We start from the raw sequence: 23273 nt of genomic DNA on the forward strand, positions 1-23273 counted from the left end.
AAAGTCTTTAACTATAGTAATAAACTGTAATGTTTGAACGATATATACTTAGGTGTTGGGGAAACTCTATTATTGTTAGATAATGAAAATTTATATCAATAAATAGAAAGAGTTCGAATAAGAGAACTAATTTTTTATAGTATTAGTAATGTATTATGGTAATATTAAAATATGTTATGTAATATATGCTGTGTTTTGATGGACTTAGTTTAGATAGGATGCGTTAGTTCTCAATCACTTGTGAATACGTGTATTTAGCGTAATGTAAATTTAAAGATCCTATAAAGATACTGTGAAAGGTGGATGCTAATGACAAATCGAATGAAAGCTATTTTGGGTGCATCTGCCACGATTGCCGTATGGGCTACAGCATTTCCGTTTGGTAAACTGGCATTACAATCAGTAGATGCATTAACGCTCTCTGTCGCGAGGGTAGTAGGCGGTGCTATACTCATGCTAATTATTGGTGTGTTTAAAGGATTACACATTCCTACATCCTGGCGTGAGTGGGGCATATATATTTTATTAGGTGCTACGGGGAACTTCGTTTACCAAGTTGTGTTTAACGAAGGCTTGCGAACGATACCAGCAGCTACATCAAGTATTATTATGGCTTTGACCCCGATGGTAACGGCTCTGATGGCATTGATTGTTTATAAAGATAGAATACGTCCTATTGGTTGGCTTTTCACCGTAACAGCCTTTGTAGGCGTAGCTGTTATTATTCTTTGGAACTCAACTCTAACGATTCCTATGGGGGCCATATGGACGTTGATAGGGATGGTACTATTTGCAATTTATAACATTCTGAATCGCGGGCTTAGCTTGAAAGGGTATAATTCTATCACCATCGCCATGTGGTCCATGTTTACCGGTGCCATCATGGCATTGCCAGTTGCAGATCACGCTATTGATATGATCGTAGCCGCACCTATTAGTGCAAAGCTTGCCATGCTGTACTTAGCATTCTTCTCTAGTGCACTAGGATTTGTATTCTGGAGCTATGCCTTTGAACATGCTGAAAAGGTGTCTGATGTAACTAACTTTATGTATATCTCGCCGATTGTGGCAGCCATAGTAGCAGCCTTTTTATTGGGCGAAATACCAAACATGGGGCTCTATATTGGGGCACCTGTTATTTTAGGATCTCTATATCTTTTTAATCGATATAGATAAGTTAATTTTGTTAGAGTCTGAATCATCTAGATTTGATGTAAAAGATATAAAAATAGGGATATAAACCCTTATAATATAAGCGTTATATAAAAGAGAACCTTAACCTATTGATGGGTAAGGTTCTTTTTTGTTTGACAGTCCTTATAAATTGTAGTAATCTAAGTACATAATTAAAACATACCTTGAAGATATGTTTTAAGGTTAAGATTAATTCCTACCATATAGTAGGGAAAGAGGTGGTACAGTGATTGCTATACGAAATGTAACGAAAGAGTTCGACGTTAATAAGCAAAAGGTTACTGCATTATCTGATGTAAACTTTACCATAGAAAAAGGCGACATATTTGGCATTATTGGCTTTAGTGGAGCTGGTAAATCTACACTGCTACGCATGATTAATGCCTTAGAGGTACCTACCTCTGGTCATGTTGAAATAGATGGTGTGAATATCAATGGCTTAAGTTTTAACGAGCTTAGAAAGGTGCGTAAGCGCATCGGCATGGTATTTCAACAGTTCAATTTGTTGAATGCTAAGTCTGTATATGATAATGTGGCGATTCCATTAATTCTAAATAAAGTTTCTAAATCAGAGATTGATAAGAAGGTTAAAACCTTGTTAGACTTTGTTGATTTAGGGGATAAAGCAAATGCCTATCCAGGCGAATTATCAGGTGGTCAAAAGCAGCGCGTTGGCATTGCCCGTGCGTTAGCTACAGATCCATCGATTCTTTTATGCGATGAAGCAACAAGTGCTCTTGATCCAGATACGACAGAGTCTATTCTTCAATTATTGGAGCGCGTTAATCGTGAACTTGGGGTAACAGTTGTTATCGTCACTCATGAGATTGATGTAATTCAAAAAATTTGTAACCGCGTTGTGGTTATGGAACATGGAAAGCTTATAGAGAGCGGCTCCGTACTTGAGGTGTTTAGTAAACCTAAACATGAAACAACTAAACGATTTGTACGTACTGTAATTCCTGATGAAATTCCATCAACAGTGAAACATACTTTGGCTTGTGATAAAAGGCCATATACAATTCTTAAGATGCACTTTTTAGGAAATAATACGACCGATAATGTTCTATATCATATTAATAAAATATTTGATTTGGAAACAAGTGTATTATTCGCTACCGTAACAGAGCTAGAGCATACAGTACTTGGTATTTTTATTGTTCAGTTTATTGGCGACGATCTTGAGGTGGGCAAGGTGAAAGAGTATCTTGTGACACAAGGTATTGAATGGCAGGAGGTGACACTATAATGGACTTCTTCATGCAAGAACTTGGTGTTCCAGGTTCGCAGTTATTACTAGCTGCAGAACAAACATTATACATGGTGTTCCTATCTCTATTCATTGGTACCGTACTAGGGCTGATTATCGCAGTGACACTGGTGGTAACAAATCCGAATGGTATTGTTAAAAATAGCATTGTTTACACCATTACAAATACAATTGTTAATATTGTGCGTTCCGTCCCATTTATCATCTTGATGGTGTTTATCTTACCGTTGACTAAGATGATTGTTGGTACTCGGGTTGGTACAACGGCGGCCATCGTACCGCTTGTTATATTCATTGCGCCTTATCTTGCGCGACTCTTTGAAAACTCTATTTTAGAGGTTAATAAAGGCATTATCGAGGCTGCACAATCGATGGGGGCATCCCATTTTGAAGTGATTTGGCATTTCCTTTTACCAGAGGCAAAGGGTTCACTTATCTTATCTATTACGACCGGTACTATTGGTCTAATCGGTGCTACTGCTATGGCTGGTGCTATTGGTGCAGGTGGTGTAGGTGATTTGGCTCTCACCTATGGTTATGAACGGTTGAATTTCCCATTGATGCTATTTACCGTTGTTATTTTAATTATTTTTGTTCAAATTATTCAAACAATAGGTAACTACTTTGCACGTCGTGCGCGTCGTTCCTGATTTGATGACATAGATTTTGGTTATATTGATTGTGAAAGTATAGGAGAATGTACTATGAAATTTAAGAAACTTCTTGCCCTCGGTGCGGCATTAGTATTTAGCGTAGCTTTTATCGCAGGCTGCGGCTCAAACAATAGCGATAATGGTGCTAAAAAAGAATTATCCTATAGTAAGTCTCAAGGTCCTTACTCTGAATTGTTTGAAAAAGGTGTAAAACCAATTTTGGAAAAACAAGGCTATACCTTTAAAGGTGTAGATATGTCTGACTTGGTACAAGCGGACCAAGTGTTGAGCGATGGTGAAGTAGATTTCAACGTTGAACAACATACAGCATATATGAAAAACTTTAATGAAAAGCAAAATGGTCATCTTGTAGCGTTGACTCCAATTCCAACTGTACCAGCAGGTATCTTTAGCGGTTCCAAAACATCTTTAGACCAAGTGGCAGATGGTGATACTATTGCGGTACCAAATGATGCATCTAACATGGCACGTGCCTATGCGTTATTGCAAAAAATCGGTTGGATTAAACTTGATCCAAATAAAGATTTAGCGACAGTAACACAAGCAGACATTATTGAAAACCCTAAACATCTTAAATTTACAGAAATGAAATCCCTTACAATTCCTTCTGTACGTACTGACTTCGATTATATCGTTATTACAGGCGCTATTATCTATAATGCAAAAATTGATCCTAAATCTGCATTGGCAAATGAAGATGTACTACCACAATGGTTACTACAAGTCGTAGTTAACGAGAAAAATAAAGATGCACAATGGGCAAAAGACATCGTAGCAGCTTACCACTCTCAAGAATTCAAAGACTACATGCAGAAAAATAATAACGGACTATGGTTCGTACCAAAAGGTGAATAGAATATATAAAACATGCTTAGTTGATGTATAAAAAAGAACCACTGATAAGTTGTAGCTTATCAGTGGTTCTTTTTGTCGTTTGCGGAACTATGTAAGGATAATTTTAAACCTGATTTTAAAAGGCTCGAGAGGTCTTTGTTCTATACGCTCATACCCGCAGCATAGTTTGCGTATAGTTCTTTATAGTGACCACCGCACTCTATCAGTTCTTGGTGTGTCCCTTGTTCTACAATGGTGCCGTTTTCTACAACTAGTAGGAAATCGGCATTTTTTATTGTTGATAAGCGATGGGCGATAACGATACTAGTTCGACCTTTGAGAAGGGTGTTCATGGCTTTTTGAACCTCCACCTCGGTGCGGGTATCTACGTTAGCCGTTGCTTCGTCGAGGATAAGAATACTAGGGTCTGCCAAGAAGGCACGAGCGATGGTAATCAATTGGCGTTGACCTTGAGATAGGTCATCACCACCTTGTTTGAGCACTGTATCATAACCATTTGGCAAGGTACGGATAAAGTGATCTGCCATGGCTAGCTTTGCTACATATTCGATTTCCTGACGAGTAGCATTTGGCTTACCGTAGCCGATGTTATCAGCAATAGTGCCTGTGAAAATCCATGCATCTTGCAATACCATGCCTACCGTATTATGTAAGCTTTCACGAGATACATCACGAATGTCGATACCATCAATGGTGATGCAGCCTTTCATAATATCGTAAAAGCGCATGATGAGGTTCACCAAGGTTGATTTACCAGCACCTGTAGGGCCTACAATGGCTACCATGGATCCACCAGGAATATGAATGTTGATATCCCTCATAAACACATTGGATGGTGTATAGCCAAAATCAACATGTTCAAAGTCGATAGTGCCTGTATGCGTTATAGGATTCGAGGTATTAGCTATTATAGAGGAATCCGAGTCAATTGTATCTGTGTTAATAGGGGATTTACTATTAGATAACACGAGTTTTCCATTATCGATTTCAGATGGTGTATCTATGACTTCATAAATACGGCCTAGGGCGGCGGCAGTTTCTTGAAATTTTGTCATGATATAGGAGCTGCGAGATAGAGGATCCGATACTTGTCCTACATAGAGGAAGAAGGCCTGGATATCACCGATAGAAATGGACCCACGCAACACCATGAGGCCCCCTTGAATAGCGACGAGGCAATAGGTGAATTGATTTAGAAATTTTACAAGAGGTTCTACGAGCTGACTGGTAAAAGCAGCGCTTCGCATACTTTTAAATAGATTTTCATTCAGCACCTGTGCTTGATTCGTCGTAGTATCTTCTAGGCTAAAGGTTTGAATGATTGGTTTTCCTACAACGATTTCTTCAATGCCACTATTGAAAGCGCCTAAGGCATTCTGATTTCTAAGGTACACGCGGCGCGCTCGTTTAGATAGCCACGTTAAGCATACGATGCCGACCAGTATAATACCGATAATGGAGGCCCCTAATATAGGGCTAATCCAAAGCATCATAGCAGTAGCACCAATAATGCCGATAATGGCGGATACGAGGCCTGGTACACCTCTACCGATTGTTTCTGCTACAGTATCTAAATCAGACGTAAGGCGGCTTAATAAATCGCCCCGCTGGTGATCGTGAAAGTACTCGATAGGCAATGAGTATAAATGAGTACTCATGCGTGTACGTAAAGCGAGTACTGTCTTTGAACCGATAGAGGCCATCACGTATTCCCCAAAGTAGGTGAATAAGGCATGCCCACTATAGATGGCAATAAGCCAGAGGATGATTGTATCAATAGAGGTAAAGATAGTATTGATATCTTGATCTGTTTGTAATCCACTAACAATAGCATCTACCACTTTACCAAGTAACACTGGAGCGGAGACCTCAAATATAGCCGCAGTAATAAGTGCTAAGATGAGGAGCGCAAGCCAGCCCCATTGGCTTTTAGATTCGATTAGGAAACGACGTAATGGGCTCATGCTGTCACCTCCTGAGATGCTAAAATCTGTTGATATACAGTAGAGGTAGTTGCTAGCTCGTCATGTGTACCATATCCTGCAACTTGACCCCTGTTGATGATTAGAATATGGTCTGCTTTTTTTGCGGCACTTACCTTTTGCTCCACAGAAATGAGGGCTGGCCGATTGTCCTTTTGTAACTCCTCATGTAGCGCTGTACGAACAGCACGTTCTGTAGTGCCGTCTAGGGCGGAAAAGCTATCGTCGAATATGAATAAATCAGGTTTACGCACTAAGGCTCTAGCCATGGCAAGGCGTTGCCGTTGACCACCAGATAGATTGGTACCACCTTGAGAAACCGTATACTGGTAACCACCGTCGAGACGATTGATAAACTCATCTGCCTTAGCCAAGTGGCATGCATTTTCTACATCTTCTACAGACAGTACTTGTCCTGATGCGGCTCCATATCGAACGTTCATATCGATAGTTCCGGTAAACAAATAAGCCTTTTGCGGTACATAGCCAATATGAGCGCGCAAGTCATCTACATTCCAATCATAAATGGATTTACCTTTAAAGAGAATATCTCCAGATTCAATAGAGAAGAGGCGAGGGATGAGGTTGGTGATTGTACTTTTACCGGAACCGATATCGCCCATAATCGCTAAAGTTTCGCCATGATATACCTTAAAGGAGATATTTTCAAGCGCAGGGGATTCAGCATTGTCGTAACGGAATGTAACGTTGCGGAATTCCAAAAGTGGGGTATTATCGGTTGCGGTTGCAGTTGCGGTTGCGGTTGCCATAGCCGTAGAGTTTTGGTAGCTTCCTTGATTGGTAGAATGCTTAGTAGATTGAGACATTGAATTTGTAATACTACTAGCATATGGTTCAGGGAAAGTATCTGTATTTTCGTGTTCTAATAACTCACGAATACGAGCGTAGCACACGATAGCTTCCGGGATGTCGATGATTACGAATATGGCCATGAGCATGCTCAATAGGATGAGGTTTGCATACTCGATAACGGCCATGATATCACCAACTTGTAGGGCGCCCATGCTGACATTGTAGCCGCCGAACCAGAGAATAGCTACGGTACTCATATTAAATAGAATGAGTATCGTCGGTAAACCGATGGCAAAGGTTTGGCGCAGTTTTTTGTTCAGTCGGGCGGACTCTGAAAAAATAACAATTTCCTTGTCGTTTTCGTAGGTTCTCCTATTGAAAGCTCTGATAACAGGCATACCTACGATATGATCTCGGACTAGATCAGTAATATCATCTAGCTTTAATTGTATAGCTTTGATAATTGGCAAGGCGCGACTTTCAATAAAGATAATGGTAAGTATCATGCAAGCCATAACGGCAAGGATGACGAGACCTAGTTGCCAGCTCTTATAGAAGGTAAGTCCTAGACCGACGCAAATCATGAGTGGCATAGGGAGGATCATATTTAAACCTTCTCCGAGAACAGATTGAATTTTTTCTACGTCCCTGCTTGTGCGCATCAATATAGTGCCGGTACCAAAGTGCGTAAAGTCACGGAGTGAAAAGCATTGTAATGCTTTTACTAGATCGTCACGCAATACCTTGCCTACAGATGCTGAGATATGAGCACTCATAGCAACGCCTAGAATAGCGGATAGGACGGTTAGTAGTGCCACAACAAGCATGTTTATGCTAGAGCTGGTAATCATCTCTAGGTCGCCTTTGAGGACACCATCATTGATGATGGTTGCCGTTAATGTTGGTATATATAATGTGCCTGCCACGGTGAGTAAGGAAAGAAGCGATACTATGGCAGCAGGAAACCATAAGGGTTTTATATAATGCATAAATGGTTTCATGTGAATCCTTTTGATAAATCAATAATTTTTGATATTTATATTATATTGCATAAAATTAAAATTATCTAGTAGGATGAAATTTATTACTAAAAGTTTATTATCAATTAATAAGTGTTATGATTAAGTTTATATCATCTTATTAAAATTTTTGATATACTAAATAGGCATTTTTTTTTGTAATTTTTGTTTTGAAGTAGTAAGGAGAGTTTCTAATGAAGTTGAATTGGAAATTATTCGCACCGCTTGTAGTAGCTATTATTGTATGGCTCATCGGTGCTCCTGAAGGTCTTAGCGCAAATTCTTGGATTTATGTAAGTATTTTCGCTGGCCTCGTGGTAGGGTTGATTTTAGAACCAATGCCACCAGCTTTCATCGGTATCATTGCTGTTACCGTGTCTATGTTGTTTAAGGTTGGTCCTGCCCCTGTGGTAGATAAAGCAACCGGTGTCGCTAAGGCGATTACTGATGCGCAAGCTATCAGCTGGGGCCTTAGTGGTTTCTCTAATGCCATCGTATGGTTGATCTTTGCCGCTTTCATGATTGGTATTGGTTATGAAAACTCTGGCCTTGGTCGTCGTATTGCTTTGTTCCTTGTAGCAAAGCTTGGTAAGTCTTCCTTAGGTCTTGGTTATGCCATTGCTATTACGGACCTTGTGTTGGCTCCATTTATTCCAAGTAATGCGGCTCGTTCTGGTGGTACGATTTATCCAATCGTATCTAGTATTTGTCCGATGTTTGATTCCTATCCAGATAAGAACCCTCGTAAAATTGGTTCTTATTTGAACTGGGTAGCGTTGGCAACTACATGTGTATCTAGCTCTATCTTCTTGACTGGTGCAGCGCCAAATCCATTGGCTCTAGAATTGTCTGCTAAATCTGGTATCGTAGCGGCGAACTGGGGCACATGGTTCCTCGCATTCTTGCCAGTAGGCCTTATCTTGTTCATCATCACTCCATTGTTGACCTATGTATTCTGCAAGCCAGAGGTAAAAGGTTCCCCTGAAATTGCAGCCTGGGCAAAGGATGAGTACAAGAAACTAGGTTCCATGACACGCAGTGAAATCTTCATGGCCTTAATTTCTGTATTGGCTCTTGTGTTGTGGATTGGTGCTTCTACATTCAAAGTAAACCCAACTACAACGGCTTTAATTGTTATTATCTTGATGATTTTCACTAAGATTATGACATGGCAAGACTTCCTTGCTAACAAACCAGCATGGAACGTTTTGACTTGGTTCGCTACACTCGTACCAATGGCTGCTGGCCTTAAAAACGTAGGCTTCTTAGACTGGCTTGCTAAATCTGCAGGTGGTTCTTTAGTTTCTTTAGATCCTACAATGGCAGTTCTTGGTTTATTGTTAGCATTCTGCTTGCTTCGTTACTTCTTTGCTTCCGGCACTGCTTATGTAACAGCTATGGTAGGCTTGTTTGCAACTCTAATTCTTCAAATTCCTGGTGTTGATCCAGCTCAAGTTATGTTAATTCTTTTAGTACCGATGGGTATTATGGGTATCCTTACACCATATGGTACTGGTCACAGCCCAATTTGGTTTGCTAGTGGCTATAACAAAGGTCCTGAATTCTGGAAATTAGGCGCTATCTTTGGGATTATCTATCTTGCGATCTTTATCGTGGTGGGTATTCCATGGATTCAGTTCGTAATGCCACTTTTAGGATAAAGTGCTCCGCCGCATTGTATCTCCTTGCGCTCCATTCGCTGCAAGTCGCTTAGTAGATACAATGCGGCTTCTTTTTATCCTAAAATGGCAATACTCACTTCTGAAAACGCAAATCGCTGGACAGACATATGGCGGCTTCTTCTATCTTAAAATGGCATAGCTCACTTCAAGAGGGCAAGTCGCTTAGTAGATACAATGCGGCTTCTTTTTATCCTGAAATGGCAATACTCACTTCAAAGGGCAAGTCGCTGGATAGACATATGGCGGCTTTTTCTATCTTAAAATGGCAATACTTCACAAAACTCGACAAATCTAAAAAATTAAATATAATAGTGATATGATAGTAAATTTCTTATCTAGATTACTGGTGGAGGTGTTTATTATTATGTCTGCTTCAGAGCGTGTGGTGCAGTCGATTTTATATGAGCTTGGTTGTATTTTAATTGGTTGTTTGGTAATGCAGTTTGTTCCGCATGATGGACAGCCTTTTGTATTGATGGTTATTTTTTCCTTGCTAGCTATGGTTTGGAATTTTGTATTTAACTGGATTTTTGATAAATTAGTACCAGGTGATCGATTAGCACGAGGCCCAATTATCCGCACAATCCATGCCGTATTGTTTGAAGGTCTATTTATGCTTGCTACTGTACCGATTATTATGTACATGATGCAGATGAGCTTTTGGATGGCTTTTATGACGGATATAACGATGACATTGGTTATCTTAGGTTATACGTATGTGTATAATTGGGTATATGATCGAGCGCGTCTATATTTTGTAGAGGCTTAATTTGAAATATGAGGTGGGTACCTCTTGTGAAATCTATATCGTATAGTAGGAGGTTCTTATGTCTACAAAGTCTATTACGGGCACAGGTCTATTGTTGGCCGTAGCCTTATTGGCGCAAAGCTTGCGTCTCATTTTCCCATTTATTCCTAACCAGGTGAGTATGTTCCTCATCGGTTCTATTACATCTGCTACGTTTGTACTAGCCACATGGCGACATGGTTGGAAAAATGGTCTTGTTATTGCTTGGATTGCACCAGTAGTAGCACATTTACAAGGCATGTTGCCGTTGCCACCGTTTATTTTGATTACCGCCCTTGGCACGACAGCCTATGTATTCGTAGCGCACTGGTTACAACATAAACCAAAGGCTTTGCTTATCATCGTGGCGGCCTTGGTAAAAGCAGGTGTTCTCTTTGGAGGATATTCTTTGTTCTTTTCACTATTCCAATTCCCACCAAAGATTGTAAATACTATGTTATTTGTATCTAGTTGGCCTCAATTGGTAACATCTTCTTTGGGCATTATTTTGGCTCTACTTATTACAAAACGTACTAAAAATTAGTCTAACTTAACTTATAGTTATGGCAAGCCATTCAAAATAGATATGACTTTTTAAGGGCACTCATACAGTATGAGTGCCCATTTTTATTGACCTTAGTCATTGTCTACTTTACAATTAACATATTGTATACAAATATGAGGAGTTGATTGGAATGAAATTTAATACAAAATGTGTTCACGGCAGTGGCAAGCCAGATAGTACTGGTGCAATTTCCCCTGCAATTTATATGTCTAGTACATTTTCTCATCCACAGTTGGGTGATACAACAGGTTATCAATATACGCGTGAGTCTAATCCGACGCGCGACCGCTTGGAACAATTGATTGCAGGCCTTGAAGAAGGTACGGATGCATTAGCATTCTCCTCTGGTATGGCCGCAGTGGATGCAGTATTCCATCTATTCTCCCCTGGAGACCATATCATTTTAGGTGATGACTTATATGGTGGCTCTATCCGTATGTTCACAAATATTTACGAACAAAATGGCATAGAATTTACATATGTAGGTACCTCTGATCTTGATGCGGTGAAAGCTGCTTTCAAACCGAATACAAAGGCTGTATATATTGAAACACCAACAAATCCTATGATGGAGATTACCGATATTCGCGCTCTCTGCGCGTTAGTCCATGAGCGTAATGCGCTTGTAATCATCGACAATACATTCTTGAGCCCATATTTCCAAAAACCTTTAACGTTGGGTGCAGATATTGTCGTTCATAGTGGTACAAAATTCATCGGTGGTCATCACGATGTAATTTCTGGTTTCACCATTGTAAAAGACGATGAATTGGCTGCGAAATTGCGCTTAACATACAAAACCGTAGGTGCTTGTTTGTCCGCTATGGATAGCTGGCTCGTAATTCGCGGCATTAAAACATTGGCCCTTCGTATGGAGCAACACCAAAAGAATGCCATTGCTCTTGCGGAATGGCTCAAAACACAACCTAAGGTTACTAAAGTATTGTTCCCAGGTCTTCCTGAACATCCAGGCTATGAAATTAATAAAGCCCAAACGACTGGTTTTGGCGGCATGTTGTCCTTTGAAGTAGATAGCGAAGAAACGGCTAAAAAAGTATTAGAAGGCATTGAGCTTATTCAATTTGCTGAAAGTCTTGGTGGTACAGAGTCCTTGTTGACCTACCCTGTAACGCAAACACATCCAGATTTAAAACCTGAAGATGCTGAGCGCAAAGGTATTACACGACGTTTATTGCGTCTATCTGTAGGTATTGAAGATACTGATGACTTGATTGCGGACTTGGAACAAGCTTTCAATAAATAAAGGAGTTCCTATGGGACAATATAATTTTGATCAAATTTTAGATAGAACCCACACAAAATCTTTAAAATACGATTTTGCTGTTAAACGCGGTAAACCAGCCGATGTGTTGCCATTCTGGGTAGCGGACATGGATTTTGAAATTCCCCCTGAGTTGAAGCAAATCTTATTGGACCGCGTGAACCATGGCGTATTTGGTTATACCGAATCCGATGACGAATACTTTGAAGTGCTACAAAATTGGTTTACTACGCGCTTTAACTGGACGCCAGACCGAAAATGGCTCGTTAAAACTCCAGGTATCGTCTTTGCTTTGGCCATGGCTGTTCGCGCTTTCACCAAGGAGGGGGAAGGGGTACTCATCAATCAACCGGTGTATTATCCATTTAGCATGGTGATCGATGATAATGACCGTCGTCTCATAAATGTGCCATTAATCAAAGGCGAAGAGAAGTACACCATTGATTTTGAAGGCATTGAACGGGCTATCGTTGAGGAAAATGTAACATTATTTCTCTTATGTAATCCCCACAATCCCGTAGGTCGCGTGTGGACTGAGGATGAGTTAAAACGACTTGGCGACATTTGTATTAAACATAATGTACTCATCGTAAGCGATGAAATCCACGCTGATTTTGTTTGGAAAGGGCATACTCATAAGGTCTTTGCTGACCTAGGTGAAAGCTATGCAGAGCATTGCATCGTATGTACTGCACCGAGCAAGACTTTCAACATCGCCGGCTTACAAGTAAGTAATATTTTCATTCCTAATGATTCCTTACGTGGTCGTTTTATTAAAGAAATCGACAGCGCTGGTTATAGCCAGTTAAATACGATGGGCATCGTTGGTTGTGAAGGGGCCTACAAAGTTGGGGCACCTTGGCTAGACGAGTTAAAAGAATATATTCAAGATAATATTCAATTTACCATCGACTATGTAGCAAAATATATGCCGAAAATTCATGTATATCGTCCGGAAGGGACGTATCTCATGTGGCTAGATTGCTCCAAGTTGCCATTAAGCCCTAAAGAGCGTGATGAATGGATTATCAATGAAGCTAAATTGTGGCTTGATACTGGTTCCATGTTTGGTGTTGATGGTGAAGACTTTGAACGTATCAATGTAGCGTGTCCTCGTAAAACATTGGAAGAAGGCCTTGAAGCTTGGCGCCGTGCCTACGAGGCTAGAGGATTTTAATCAGATTAGTTAGATTAGTTAGATTAGGTTATCAAATTGTTTAGTGTGTAGAGGTGATAATATGCCTATTAAAGTAATAAAAAATTTACCGGCCATTACGAAATTAGCTCAAGAGAATATTTTCGTAATGGATACAGAACGGGCGGAAAATCAACAAATCCGACCTTTGAATATTCTGTTAATCAATTTGATGCCTACTAAAGAGATTACAGAGACTCAAATTTTACGTGCTCTTAGTAATAGCCCGTTACAAGTTAATTTAACCTTAATACATACTGCATCTCGAAAATCAAAAAATACAGATGAGCAGTATTTAGAAACTTTTTACCGTACCTTTGAGGAGGTAAAAGACGAGTTCTTTGACGGCATGATTATTACAGGGGCTCCTGTAGAGTTAATGCCTTTTGAAGAGGTAGACTATTGGCCTGAGTTAGTAGAAATTATGAACTGGGGCGAAGAGCATGTATACTCTACGTTCTATATCTGCTGGGGCGCTCAAGCTGGTTTGTATCATCATTTTGGTATTAATAAATCCATTATGGATGAGAAGTTATTCGGCGTGTACGAACATGATATTTACAATGATCGTCCAGTATTATTACGTGGTTTTGATGAGAAATTCTGGATGCCACACTCCCGTCATACAACGGTTTCCTTAGAGCAAATTAAGGAAAATCGAGATTTGGAATTGTTGGCAGGTTCTGAGGCAACAGGGGCAGCTATTGTTCGCAGCTTAGACAATAAACATATCTTTGTATTTGGTCATGCCGAATACGATTGGGATACACTTAATCGTGAATATGAACGAGATGTTAAAAGAGGGTTGGATATTGCAGTTCCTGAAAATTACTTCCCAGATGATGATCCTAAACAACGTCCTATCGTACGCTGGCGTTCTGTAAGTACATTGTTATTTACAAACTGGTTAAATTACTATGTATACCAAGAGACACCGTACATTATTGAACAAATTCAAAAAATGAAATTTGAACGCGATAAAAACTTAGGTGCCTATATCTAAATTATCGTTACTAGAAAATTCCCCTAATTACTTTTTAAGGTTTCTACAGAGAAATACTCTCGGAAAGTAATTAGGGGCTTTTTTATATATAAGAAAGGGGATAGCTTGATTTGTTGCTCTTTAGAGCTTGATTTAATTCTAGGTTTTGAGGGCGTATAATTGGCTATAGCTTCAAGCTATGGATAACGATATAAATTAATTGTAGACATAAATTTTAAAACATAGTACTATACTAGGTATAAAGAGTGAACTTAATATATAGTTAATATAAAGGAGTTGTTATAATGAGCAAACAATACAGATTTGAAACATTACAATTACATGCCGGTCATACGGTAGATCCAACAGGTTCTCGTGCAGTACCTATTTACCAAACTACATCTTTCGTATTTAAAGATGCAGAAGAAGCAGCTGGTCGCTTTGCTTTGACTAATCCTGGTGGTATTTATTCCCGCCTTGGCAATCCTACTACTGATGTATTGGATGCTCGTGTGGCACAACTTGAAGGTGGTGCTGGTGGTATCGCAGTAGCATCTGGTTCCGCAGCGATTACATATTCTATTTTGAACGTAGCTAATGCGGGCGACAATATCGTAGCAGCTTCCACTTTATACGGTGGTACTTATAACTTGTTCACAGCTACATTACCACGTTTTGGTATCGAAACTAAATTTGTAAATCCTGATAATTTAGAAGAATTTGAAGCAGCTATCGATGAAAATACAAAAGCTGTTTACATCGAGTCTATCGGTAACCCAGGTATCAACCTTATCGACGTACAAGCAGTAGCTGATATTGCACATAAACACAACATTATCTTGATCGTAGATAACACATTTGCATCTCCATACTTGTTCCGTCCATTAGAACATGGTGCTGACGTAGTTGTTCACTCTGCTACTAAATACCTTGGTGGTCATGGTACAACATTGGCTGGTGTAGTAGTAGAATCTGGTAAATTCGATTATAAAGGTTCTGGCAAATACCCTGGCTTCTCCGAAGGTGATGAACACTACAATGGTTTAGTATATGGTGATTTGCCAATTCCATTCACTGTAAAAATCCGCGCTCAATTGCTTCGTGATACTGGCGCATGCATTACTCCACTTGCATCTTGGCAAATCTTGCAAGGCATTGAAACATTGTCCTTGCGCGTAGAACGTCACGTTGAAAATACTCGTAAAGTAGTAGACTTCTTGACTAAACATCCTAAAGTGGCATGGGTAAGCTATCCAGAATTAGAAGACAGCAAATACAAAGCTTTGGCTGATAAATACTTCTCTAAAGGTGTTGGTGCTGTATTCACATTTGGCGTAAAAGGCGGAAAAGAAGCAGGTATTAAACTTGTTGATTCTTTGGAAATCTTCTCCAACTTGGCTAACGTAGCAGATGCTAAATCTCTTGTTATTCACCCTGCGTCTACAACACATGCACAACTTAACGAAGAACAACAAAAATCTGCTGGTGTAACACCAGATATGATCCGTTTGTCCATCGGCCTTGAAAATATCGACGATATTATCGAAGACTTGGCTCAAGCTTTAGATAAAGCATAATCTCTCAAATCTCATTGGGAAACTATAGAACTAACTTTCAGAACACACAAATGACATCCTTAAGCTAGACCTCGCTTAAGAAATAGAACAAAGAACTATCAAACCTATAAAACTTATACATAAGACCTCCCGATGGGAGGTCTTTTTGTTTCTAGATACTGTTTCGTTGTTACACAAAAAAGACCTTGGATTCAACGATCCAAGGTCTTTTAAAGGGAGTATAGTGTGTGTAACGTTTGGTCTGTGGTGTGTGAGCACAGACCCTTTACCTATTGTGTGAGATAGGGTTTTGGGAGAGCCCTTTGTGAGTTATAGGGCTCTCTAAGTTTGTGTGTTAGAGAGTGTATCCATTGGGATACTGTGTGTATAGTATGTGTGTTATATGTGTAGTGTGTCATCTTAGTGGGTTAGGATAGGGGTTCACTAGATGAAAAGAGCTTCTTAGTATTTTGTAGTTTTTACTTTAGCGCTTAAAACTTTACCGTTCATGCCATCAACTTTTACTTCAGCTTTTTTGTCGCCACCAGTTGTCATATCGAATTTGTATACAGCTCGGCCGTTTTCGCGTTCAACAGTCCATTCCATAGTTTGGAAGTCGGCACCAACTTTTTCGATAGCTTTTGTTTCAGCTACTTCAGGGATGATGATGTTTTGAACGTTGATAGCTTTATTGCCTATTGTGTAGCCTTTAACTTCTTTACCAACGATTTGACCAGTTGCTTCGTCTACTTTAATTTCTACTTGACGGTGGTTGTAGTAACCTTCTACTTCATAGTAAGGGTTGTGTTTAGCGTCGTAGGAAATAGATTTTACAGATGCGCCAGGGAATTGTTGTTGGAATACTGTAACAGCGCCCATGTAATCAACAGAATAGTTAGCTTGAGCGGATGGAGCTACGCTACCAACGCCTTTCCAGTTGCTATTGTTGTTGTAAGCATGGTTGCTAGCTGCGCCAACTACGCCTGCTAATAATACTGTACTAACGCCAAATGCACATAATACCTTTGATACTTTTTTAACATTTTTCATAATGAATGCCTCCTAATATAAGGTACGTTTATATACTGTTTTATGAAAGTAGATTTTACTCAATCTACTTACGTATAATTTAATGTTGCTACATGAATATAAGATGAAATACAAAGTTTTTTGTATGAAGATGAGTATATCTTTTAGTTATTATGAACGATTGGTAATAACTATAATGTATAGTCAAAAAAATAAAATACTTGAAATTACTGTATATATAGTATTAGACTACATAGTTAACTAAAAGTCAACACACGTAGTTGACAATTAAAAATACAAGTGTTTTAATTTAGGTAGTTAGTAGTTTGTTGATGTGTTATTAATGGAGGTATACCATGAGTTCTACCGTGTCGAAACAAGGTCGCATCACTACCCGTCAGTTAACGATGACAGCACTCTTTGTCGCATTGATTGCCGTAGGTGCTTTTATACGGGTACCATTACCAAATTGTCCATTTACATTACAAATCTTATTTACTACCCTCGCAGGCATTGTATTAGGCAGTCGATTGGGGGCTGCTAGCGTTGGTATTTACATTGTCTTAGGTTTAATTGGGGTACCGATTTTTACATCCGGTGGTGGGCCTGGTTACATTTTACAACCTACCTTTGGTTATTTAATTGGTTTTATGGTAGGTGCTTATGCAGTAGGCCGTATTGCAGAGTCTATGGAGACTTTATCCTTTAAACGATTATTAGCAGGATCTATATTAAATCTATTTATCGTGTATGGCCTTGGTATGATTTATCTATACTTTATTATGAACTTATACTTAGGCAAACCAATTGGGGTTGAAGCTGTTATTATTACATGCTTCTTGATTCCCGTAGGTCCAGACATCTTCCTTTGTGCCGTTGCAGCATCTCTTGGCAAACGAATTGTTAAAGAATTACATCGATAATATAGTCTTTATATAATACTATTATATATTTATTAAAACCGAGGCGTTATGCCTCGGTTTTATTTGTTTACAGATCTATTTAAGACTGTTTAATGATGTCTCTTTAAGATTTATTAAGACTGTTAATTTAATATTATTTATTTAAGGATATACATAACCTAAAATAGGCTCTGCTGTTTTTATTTTGGTTACTTCTACATATGGTTGAGCACGACCGTGAAAGTCTCGTGTAGATACTTTGCCTTCGATAGAAACCCATTGTTCATTAGCTAAACTATCACCATCTGGTTTATAGGCGGTCATGCCAATGGGGGCTACGTCAGCGATACAACAAGACATGGCCATACGAGAGATGGTAAATTCATTAGATTTTAGCGTATTATCATCGCGATTTACATAACCTGTCATATATACAGTGTAGTCCTTGTATTGGTCTACATTAGATCCAACCTTTACGATGGTTTGATAGAAGTTATCGGAGTTTAGTACGATTTCTTTTTTGTCTTTAGAAATGCCAGGCTCTTTGCTTTCACTATTAACGGTAATAACCTCACCTATAGCATCATTTGTAAAATCAAAATTGTTCGTATCATCATTAACCCGTGCTGCGCCGTGAACACCAGTATTAGGAACTAGGACAGGCGGAACAATGAGCAAAACTACGGGGATAATAATAGGTACGATAGAACGTAAATTGTGCTTGTAATAGCGGGATGGAGCCCAAATGATAGTTGCTAATCCACCTAATATGAGAGCTATGCTACTGATGCCGAGCAGTAGTTCATATCGGGGTGCAATATAGTTCAAATAACGGCCCGTCAGAATTAGGTATACACAGCAGATACCTAAGATGAGATAGAGAGCGCCTTTCACGATGGAAAAGCGATCTTTCAGTCCTAATTTCATAGAATCATCTCCTTTTATATTTATTACGAACTGAAATGGTAATGACTAAAATTAGCCTACAAAGAATTGAAAACCTAATGCTGTTATATAAGACATAATTACAATAGTTATGCCTAGACGAAGTATGAATGAAGTTGGCATATATTGTTTTAAAATATATACATTTTTAATATCGAGCATTGGTCCTAAGATGAGGAAGCCCATAACTGAGCTTATAGGAAATAGGGTGCTCAAGGATTTGCCTATAATAGCATCTGATGTAGAACAGATTGAGAAGAAGAAAGCTAATACTAGCAAGATTGGAATAGCCCACACGATAGGTAATGTGATACCCGCATTGATGAGCCAAGGTTTTCCATATACTTGGACTACTGATAAAACAGAGGCTGCCATGGAGAAATAGAATAAGAGTTGGGAAAACTCTTTTTCCATATGAATTAACAATCTTTTTTTGTTGATGTGTTTACTCCTAGATGACTCTATTAAAACCTCTTCGTAGCTAAGATTCTGGGTATTTCTAGCTTTCATTAGTTCCTTTGAAGGTGGATAGAAGCGAAAAGATAATGCCACTAATAAAGCTACGCCAAGTCCAAGGACGATACGCCATACAGAAATCATGGGATTATCTGGAAAGGCATACCAAGTGGAGAGAATGGTAATAGGATTGATGATTGGGCTGGCTAGCATAAATAGGAGGGCCACTGATAATGGTACGCCTCTATCTGTGAGTGCTTTAAATAATGGAATAATGGCACAGTCACATACAGGTAAGGCTAGGCCACTAACCATGGCGGCACCATAGCTTTTCCAAGAATAATCGCCTAATAGTTTTAGTAGTACGCTTTGTGGTACAAAATAGCGTATAACGGTTGAGCCAATAGTTCCTAATAAAAGGAATGGAATCGCTTCGACAATGAGCCCTGTAATGATGGCAAAGCATTGATGAATGGAGTAAGGAATGTCATGACGGAACGCGGTAACTAAAAGTATATAGGCGGTAATGCCGATAACTAATAGATTTGGTATGAGGCCCCACGTAGAATTGCGACATAATTGCTCTACCTTTTCTGGCGTTGGCGCTGTTACAATCTTGGCCTCTCTATTATAGGTCCGTAATAAGGTATGATGTGTATCGGTCTCCGTGATGATGCAATCTGCACTGTATAATTGGCTTGTTACGTCATTACCTAAACCAGGTAACATCGATGCGACGAATTGATCCGTACAAATATATAATACCTTTTCGATTTGTAACATGTGACGCAGCTTATCACTGTATAGCAAGGATTCTAGTTGATAAAAGCTGACCATACCATTCCATTCAATCCATATTTCTTTGGGATTTGTCTTATTGATATAGGTTGCGATTTCGTCTGCTATAGAACTATAGGTGTCAGGTTGATTAGGCGTGATTGCACTGAGTTTATCAGGGCTAAGTTGTAAAGCATCTTTAATAAGTGATACAGAACCTTGTTCGGCACTGATACATGCTGTGCCGCCCAGCTTTTTACGGTATTGTAATTGTTCATTTATAAATGTACTTTTACCAGAACCGATAAATCCGGTAACGATATAAACAGGTATCATGATTGACACACTTCGTTATGTACCATTGGCACATTAAAATCAGTACCAATAACGACTAAGCTGTAGTCAGTGGATTCGCTAGGTACTAGGGAGCAGTAATGCGTACCGTATTGCAACTCATGGGGACCTTCGGTAGTCGGTACAATACCTTTAGCGCGGAGCACACCGTCTGGCATACCTTCTAAAATTGTTTTCCACTGTAATACAGTGAGTGTACGCAAGTCTTTAAAGGTATGACTCATAAATAGATGCTCATCATGTAATGAATTGTCATCATGACAGTGATAGAGGCGTTTAATATAGTCTCGTAAGGAAATGGTATCCCATGACTCTTCGTGAATAGGTGTGTTGGGAGCTAAGTCGTGAATCATGCGCTTTGTAATACTTGTTTGTTGAACATCTTCGGTGTGACTCAAGAAGATAGCGTCACTGTTTGTGATTTGATCTTTAAAGAATAAACCAAAGTTTTTGATAAATATAGGTGCTTGCATAGCATCCACCGTTGTTACTGAGGCGTGAACATAGGCGGATTTCGCAATGTCTTCATCTTCACATGTATGGATGATTTCGCTCAATTTGCTGACCCCAGATGGTTCAATATAGATAATATCTACATCATAATTTTGAAGAATATCGAGTAATGCTTGTTGGAAATTTCCTTGTAGGCTGCAGCAAATACAACCAGACGTTACTTCACGAATAGTAGCACCTGTTTTAGCAAGATTTGCCGCATCAAGACTAGTTTCGCCAAAATCATTTTCTATAATTAAAACCTTGTCTGTAGGTTTATGTTCTTTTAGTATATGTTGTAAAAATGTTGTTTTTCCCGAACCTAGAAATCCGGATATGATAATAATAGGAATCATATGTGCCTCCTGAGTAAGATAAACACAGTATACACCTATAGGATAACACAGAAAATACATCCTAGGGTATATGCATAGTTATGAGATTTCTATTATTCTTAAAATTCTCTTTAAATATATGGATTATATACATTATATGAGTATATTAACAGATGTATTTAATATTCATAATTAATTGTGAAAAACGTAGGAATTATCAATTTCTTCATATATGAACGAATACTCCTGTTTGAATATATATTAATTTTATATTTTTTTGAAAAACATAAAAAAATCCCTCCTATAGAAGGTTCAGTCAGGAAGAGTTGACTGAAGCCCTCATAGGAGGGGGGAAGAGAATTCGTTATATAAATCTCTAATTAGATTACTTTTAGTATACCAAATTATATATAAAGTATGTAGTCATTATTTAATATAGTATATTTATTGTAACTTAGCTAACAATGCTTTGAGGTATACATACACGTTTTCAACGGATGGTAAATGAACGCGTTCCATTGGTGTATGTGGACTTACGATAGTAGGGCCAAAGCTAATCATTTGTGTGTTTGGTAATACGCCTTTCAACAAGCCGCATTCAAGACCTGCATGAATAGCGTTTACATTAGCTGGTGTATCAAACATTTCGTTATGTAAGGAAATAGCTTGTTCTTCAAGTTTGGAGCCTTTATCGTATTCCCATGCAGGATAACCACCAGTACGCTCTGCAGATACACCTAGTGTTTTCGCAAGTAATATCATTTTCTTAGCCAAGAATTCAAGACTGTTGCTATTGGAGCTACGGATGGAAATGAGTACTTCAATAGTATGTTCGTTTTCTCGTACGATAGCGATGTTGTCAGAAGTTTCCACAAGATTTGGGATAGATTTGCTTACAGAATGAACACCATCTTGTGCAAGATAGATGTAAGTAATAAGAGCTTCTGTTGTGTCATCTGCATATACTACATCAGGAGTAGCGACATCTTCTACAACAAATGTAAGACCTGGATCTTGGTTACCATATTCATGGAGATATTGCTTTTCTTGGTAGGCAATTAATGTTTTAATGGCCGCTACATCTTCAGCGCGTACGGATAATACAGCAACTGCTTTAGAAGGAATGGCATTATGTTTTACGCCACCTTCAAAGGATGCTAAGCATACAGGATATTGTTGTTGAATATCATAGAGTACACGTGTTAATACTTGGTTAGCATTAGCTCGTTGTTCGTTGATTTCGATGCCGGAGTGGCCACCTTTAAGGCCTGTTACGGTAAAAGATAAGCCTGCATCATAACCAGGTTGGTTGTTTTCGCGCAATAATGGAATGTTTACGTGAACATGACAACCGCCAGCACAGCTAACAGTGAAGTCGTGTTCTACCTCTGTATCGAGATTGAGTAGGTAATCGCCACTTACTTGGCCTTCTTTAATGGCGAAAGCGCCATCCATGCCAGTTTCTTCATTGGTAGTGAACAATAATTGCATAGGTCCATGTTGTTGACTATCATCTTCGAGGATGGCAAGCATCATCGCACCACCCATACCGTTGTCCGCACCTAGAGTAGTGTGGTCTGCGTGCATCCATTCACCTTCGATGATGTTTGCAATAGGATCCTTGGAGAAGTCATGATTGGAGTCATGATCTCGTACACAAACCATATCGATATGGCCTTGTAAGATGATAGAAGGTCGGTTTTCATAACCTGGAGACGCTGGCTTTTTGATGACTACATTAAATTGATCGTCTTGATGAACCTCAAGCCCCAAGTTTTTAGCGAAGTTTACGATATAATCGCTGATGCCTTTTTCGTTTCCTGATTCACGAGGAATTTGGCTCATTTCTTTAAATATTTCTAATACGCGTTTTGCTTGAACGATTGATTCCATAATGGTTCCTTTCATTCTCATGTAAATAATAGATATATATGTTGATTGATTATACGAAATACTTAGTGTTTTTATTAGTATCTGAATTTGTAATACTAATAAAAGAATTTATTCCAGTGATAACTTTCACAGACATATATATGGAATATATAAATAGTTAGTATATATATAGTTATATCACAAGAATGATTATTAGGATAGTTAATGAAAATTGTAGTATATGTATGTACTGGC

At 38.9% G+C, this 23273-nt stretch carries 19 protein-coding genes; 12 read left to right on the forward strand and 7 right to left on the reverse strand.

Translation table 11 applies throughout. The features are described 5' to 3' along the window. Positions 1-309 precede the first annotated feature (309 nt). The 4 genes from VEIT17_RS01220 to VEIT17_RS01235 all read left to right on the forward strand — a co-directional run bounded on the left by VEIT17_RS01220 (position 310) and on the right by VEIT17_RS01235 (position 3993). The gene (locus VEIT17_RS01220; protein WP_178884354.1) at positions 310-1176 is read left to right on the forward strand and encodes a DMT family transporter; all 867 of its coding nucleotides are present in this window, start codon (positions 310-312) and stop codon (positions 1174-1176) included. 244 nt (positions 1177-1420) lie between these two features. Next, a complete protein-coding gene (locus VEIT17_RS01225) occupies positions 1421-2443 on the forward strand; it encodes a methionine ABC transporter ATP-binding protein (RefSeq protein ID WP_178884356.1) in 1023 nt (340 codons plus the stop codon). Beyond that, positions 2443-3114: a methionine ABC transporter permease gene (locus VEIT17_RS01230; RefSeq protein ID WP_005381510.1), complete on the forward strand. Its 672-nt coding sequence runs from the start codon at positions 2443-2445 to the stop codon at positions 3112-3114. Before VEIT17_RS01225 ends, VEIT17_RS01230 begins: the two co-directional genes overlap by 1 nt. A 54-nt stretch (positions 3115-3168) precedes the next feature. Continuing rightward, positions 3169-3993, forward strand: a complete 825-nt coding sequence (locus tag VEIT17_RS01235; RefSeq protein WP_178884358.1) for a MetQ/NlpA family ABC transporter substrate-binding protein — start codon at positions 3169-3171, stop codon at positions 3991-3993. Positions 3994-4133: 140 nt separating this feature from the next. On the opposite strand, the gene VEIT17_RS01240 is transcribed toward VEIT17_RS01235, so the two are convergent. Beyond that, positions 4134-5957 (reverse strand): ABC transporter ATP-binding protein, encoded by a 1824-nt coding sequence (locus VEIT17_RS01240; protein WP_178884359.1) that lies wholly within the window; start codon positions 5955-5957, stop codon positions 4134-4136. Next, positions 5954-7789, reverse strand: a complete 1836-nt coding sequence (locus VEIT17_RS01245) for an ABC transporter ATP-binding protein (RefSeq protein ID WP_178884362.1) — start codon at positions 7787-7789, stop codon at positions 5954-5956. The genes VEIT17_RS01240 and VEIT17_RS01245 overlap by 4 nt, the downstream gene beginning before the upstream one ends. Positions 7790-8001: 212 nt before the next feature. Between VEIT17_RS01245 and VEIT17_RS01250 the strand changes: the two genes are divergently transcribed. From VEIT17_RS01250 to VEIT17_RS01280, 7 genes are all read left to right on the forward strand, one after another. Beyond that, positions 8002-9468 carry a DASS family sodium-coupled anion symporter gene (locus tag VEIT17_RS01250; protein WP_178884364.1) on the forward strand — a complete coding sequence of 489 codons (1467 nt, stop codon included), beginning with the start codon at positions 8002-8004 and terminating at the stop codon, positions 9466-9468. A 385-nt stretch (positions 9469-9853) separates the two neighbouring features. Beyond that, positions 9854-10258 carry a PACE efflux transporter gene (locus VEIT17_RS01255; RefSeq protein ID WP_178884366.1) on the forward strand — a complete coding sequence of 135 codons (405 nt, stop codon included), beginning with the start codon at positions 9854-9856 and terminating at the stop codon, positions 10256-10258. Positions 10259-10316: 58 nt separating this feature from the next. Continuing rightward, entirely contained in the window at positions 10317-10820 is a 504-nt protein-coding gene (locus VEIT17_RS01260; protein ID WP_178884368.1) for an ECF transporter S component, read from the forward strand. 151 nt (positions 10821-10971) lie between these two features. Beyond that, positions 10972-12105 (forward strand): trans-sulfuration enzyme family protein, encoded by a 1134-nt coding sequence (locus VEIT17_RS01265; RefSeq protein ID WP_178884370.1) that lies wholly within the window; start codon positions 10972-10974, stop codon positions 12103-12105. Positions 12106-12115: 10 nt separating this feature from the next. Beyond that, a complete protein-coding gene (locus VEIT17_RS01270) occupies positions 12116-13300 on the forward strand; it encodes a MalY/PatB family protein (RefSeq protein WP_178884372.1) in 1185 nt (394 codons plus the stop codon). Positions 13301-13361: 61 nt separating this feature from the next. Continuing rightward, positions 13362-14321, forward strand: a complete 960-nt coding sequence (gene metA / locus VEIT17_RS01275) for a homoserine O-acetyltransferase MetA (RefSeq protein ID WP_178884374.1) — start codon at positions 13362-13364, stop codon at positions 14319-14321. Between the two features lie 284 nt (positions 14322-14605). Next, on the forward strand, positions 14606-15877 hold the full coding sequence (locus VEIT17_RS01280; RefSeq protein WP_178884376.1) for an O-acetylhomoserine aminocarboxypropyltransferase/cysteine synthase family protein: 1272 nt from the start codon (positions 14606-14608) through the stop codon (positions 15875-15877). 441 nt (positions 15878-16318) lie between these two features. Here VEIT17_RS01280 and VEIT17_RS01285 read toward each other — a convergent pair whose 3' ends face one another. Then, a complete protein-coding gene (locus VEIT17_RS01285) occupies positions 16319-16906 on the reverse strand; it encodes a PepSY domain-containing protein (RefSeq protein WP_129823640.1) in 588 nt (195 codons plus the stop codon). Between the two features lie 335 nt (positions 16907-17241). Here VEIT17_RS01285 and VEIT17_RS01290 point away from each other — a divergent pair, with 335 nt between their 5' ends. Next, complete coding sequence (locus VEIT17_RS01290; RefSeq protein ID WP_024066798.1) at positions 17242-17808, forward strand: biotin transporter BioY; 567 nt, start codon at positions 17242-17244, stop codon at positions 17806-17808. A 141-nt stretch (positions 17809-17949) separates the two neighbouring features. On the opposite strand, the gene VEIT17_RS01295 is transcribed toward VEIT17_RS01290, so the two are convergent. From VEIT17_RS01295 to VEIT17_RS01310, 4 genes are all read right to left on the reverse strand, one after another. Continuing rightward, positions 17950-18714 (reverse strand): TIGR03943 family putative permease subunit, encoded by a 765-nt coding sequence (locus VEIT17_RS01295; RefSeq protein WP_156719838.1) that lies wholly within the window; start codon positions 18712-18714, stop codon positions 17950-17952. 51 nt (positions 18715-18765) lie between these two features. Further along, positions 18766-20301, reverse strand: a complete 1536-nt coding sequence (locus tag VEIT17_RS01300; RefSeq protein WP_178884378.1) for a permease — start codon at positions 20299-20301, stop codon at positions 18766-18768. Further along, positions 20298-21167: a CobW family GTP-binding protein gene (locus tag VEIT17_RS01305; RefSeq protein ID WP_178884380.1), complete on the reverse strand. Its 870-nt coding sequence runs from the start codon at positions 21165-21167 to the stop codon at positions 20298-20300. Before VEIT17_RS01305 ends, VEIT17_RS01300 begins: the two co-directional genes overlap by 4 nt. Positions 21168-21590: 423 nt before the next feature. Beyond that, complete coding sequence (locus VEIT17_RS01310; protein ID WP_178884382.1) at positions 21591-23039, reverse strand: aminoacyl-histidine dipeptidase; 1449 nt, start codon at positions 23037-23039, stop codon at positions 21591-21593. Positions 23040-23273: the final 234 nt, after the last annotated feature.

The organism is Veillonella nakazawae, from assembly GCF_013393365.1.
GTDB classification, from domain to species: Bacteria; Bacillota; Negativicutes; order Veillonellales; family Veillonellaceae; genus Veillonella; species Veillonella nakazawae.